3 protein-coding genes are annotated in these 2,672 nt (G+C 62.1%); all 3 read left to right on the top strand.

Going from position 1 to position 2,672, the window contains the following annotated elements:
* Positions 1-1,474, top strand: a 1,474-nt coding sequence (locus SGJ19_11645) for a TonB-dependent receptor (protein MDZ4780898.1), incomplete at its 5' end; no start/stop codon positions are given.
* A gap of 118 nt (positions 1,475-1,592) precedes the next feature.
* A complete protein-coding gene (locus tag SGJ19_11640) occupies positions 1,593-2,156 on the top strand; it encodes a sigma-70 family RNA polymerase sigma factor (protein MDZ4780897.1) in 564 nt (187 codons plus the stop codon).
* Between the two features lie 40 nt (positions 2,157-2,196).
* On the top strand, positions 2,197-2,672 hold a 476-nt coding region (locus SGJ19_11635; protein MDZ4780896.1), incomplete at its 3' end, for a DUF4880 domain-containing protein.

The following is a 2,672-nucleotide window of genomic DNA, read 5'->3' as shown; positions in this document are numbered from 1 at the left end:
TGTGGATCAGCTCTCCCTGCAGCGGAACTTCTTCGCCAATGCACGCCGGGATTTCCGCTGGGTGGTACCGCTCACGATCAAGGGCGGAATCGACGTCCGCGAAACCGTGAAGGACATCAGACAGGATATGGCCGCCTTTACGTTCAACGGGACTGATGCGCGGGCGAGCCGGGTGCTCGATGAGGGTATGTCACAGCGGCCGGGACCGTTTGGCTTCCCTAGTATCGACTGGATAAACAATCAAGATCTCTTCGCCCTGTATCAGGCAAACCCGGGAAACTTCACGCTGAATGAAGTTGCACGCTATAATACCCAGATTTCCAGCTCAAAGCACGCAGACGAAACGATCTCAGCGGCGTTCCTGCGCGGCGACACCCAGTTTCTCGACGGCCGGCTCAAGCTCGTGGCCGGGATCCGTGGCGAACAGACGAATGCATCGGGTGAAGGCCAGTTGATCGATGTCACTCGGAATTATCGGCGCAATGCGACTGGCACCGTGATCCTGGGAACGAATGGCCGGCCGCTGCCGATTACGACCAATGCGCTGGAAACGGCCCGTCTCACGCGCATCGACCGCGGGCTGCGCGCGAAAAAGGAATATCTGCGCTGGTTCCCAAGTATCAACGTGAGCTATGACCTCCGCGAGAATATGATCGCACGTGCCGGATACTATCAGTCCGTGGGACGTCCGGATTTGGTGCAATATGCCGGGAGCCTGACCTTGCCGGACACCGAAGAGCCGGCGTCGCCCACCAATCGGACCGCGGTCAACAATGCGGGGATCAAGGCCTGGACTGCGCATACGGTGAAGGTCGGGCTTGAATATTATTTCGAACCGATCGGCGTGCTCTCGGTGAGCGCGTTTCTGCGTGAGATCGACAACTTCTTCGGCGATACCGTGTTCGCCGCGACGCCGGAGTTCCTGACGCTCTATGGTCTCGATCCATCGGTCTACGGCGGCTATGACGTGGCGACGCAATTCAACCTGTCTGAGACCTCTCGGATGTCAGGCTTCGACATCAGCTACAAACAGGCGCTGACCTTCCTGCCGGAGTGGGCGAGCGGAGTACAGGTGTTCGCGAATACAAGCTCTTTGCGGACCGAAGGACCGGCTGCGGCGAACTTCACGGGCTTTGTGCCCTTCACGGCCAATTGGGGAGTTAGCTTGATGCGTTCGAAATACAATGTGCGTATGCGATGGAGTTATACGGGCCATGCGCGGCGCGGTCCGGTGGCAGAAGGTCGAGGTATCGCTCCGGGCACTTACAATTGGGCGTCGAAACGCATGATCGTCGATCTGAATGGCGAATATCGTCTGACTCCGCGCTTAGCCTTATTCGCGAGTCTGGCCAATCTGGGCGACGCTCCGGTCGACCTTCAGATCTATGGCTCGAACACGCCCGAGCATGCGCAGTTTCGGCAGCGTCAACAGTGGGGAGCGATTTGGACTTTCGGGATCAAAGGGACCTTTTAGCTAGGTGGAAGTTCATGCACGCAATCTCCGTTGAGACCACGTTCTACCGCGCATCAAGCGACGCGCCCGCGTCTCGGAGCTTGATTTGCGTGGGTGTTTCGCGTCCGGTGCTCCCGTCGTGATTCCGCCCCACACCGACCACACGCAGTGGTTTGCCGAACACGTCCAGCCGCACGAGCGGGATTTGCGGGCATGGCTGCGCAGCCGTTTCCCGGGTGCGCGCGACCTGGACGATGTGGTGCAAGAAAGCTACCTGCGGCTCCTGCGCGCGCGGGAAGCGACGCCGGTGGCGTGCGCCCGCGCGTATCTGTTCGCGACGGCCCGGAATGTTGCTCTCGCGATTTTCCGCCGTCCGAAGATTTTCGCCGTCCATCCGGGGCCGGATTCCGCCGCGCTGCTTGTGGTCGCCGAAGAGCCCGATGTCGCCGAACAAGTCAGCACCCGGCAGGAGGTCGCGCTGCTGCTCGAAGCGATCGATGCGCTGCCTGGTCGTTGCCGCGAGATTTTCATCCTGCGCAAACTGCAGGGCGTGTCGCAGCGCGAGATCGCCGTGAGCCTAGGGCTGTCGGAGCAAACGGTGCAAGTCCAGGTTGGCCGCGGAGCCAAGCGCATCGTGCAGTCTCTGCGCTGGCGCGGTGTGACGGGCCGAATCGCGGCTTTTCCGAAAGGCGACCATGGCTGACCCGCACGATTTTTCCGGCGCTACGGAAGGGATCGATGATGTGGCGGCGGCGTGGTACGCGCGGCGCGACGTGGGGTTCACCCCCCGCGAAGAAATTGAGTTCGAACGCTGGCTTGCCGCCGACCCGCGGCACAGGGCGGTGTGGCGCGAATACGAGACGGCGCTGGCACCGTGCGACACGCTGCGGGCCACCGGCACGGGCGAATGGGCCGCGGCCAAACTGACCGCGCGTGCGCGCCAGCGCCGGTGGCGGGCTTTGGCGGGCTTTGGCACCGGGCTTGCGGCTGCGGCGTTGGTCCTAATCTACGTCGGACCGCGCGAAATCAAGCGGGCTTCGGCGGATGCCGCGCCGGCCGCCTTGTTGGTTTCCAAACCAGAACGTCGCCTACTTTCCGACGGCTCGGTGGTCGAACTCAACTTCGGCGCGGAAATTGAAGTCGTCTACGGGACAGCGCGGCGCGGCGTGCGGCTGCTGCGCGGCGAAGCGCATTTTTCCGTCGAGAAGAATGCGGCGCG

The sequence above is a fragment of the Planctomycetia bacterium genome, assembly GCA_034440135.1.
Taxonomy (GTDB): domain Bacteria; phylum Planctomycetota; class Planctomycetia; order Pirellulales; family JALHLM01; genus JALHLM01.
The sequence above is the reverse complement of the archived record's forward strand: the minus strand, read 5'-3'. Positions and strand labels throughout refer to the sequence as shown.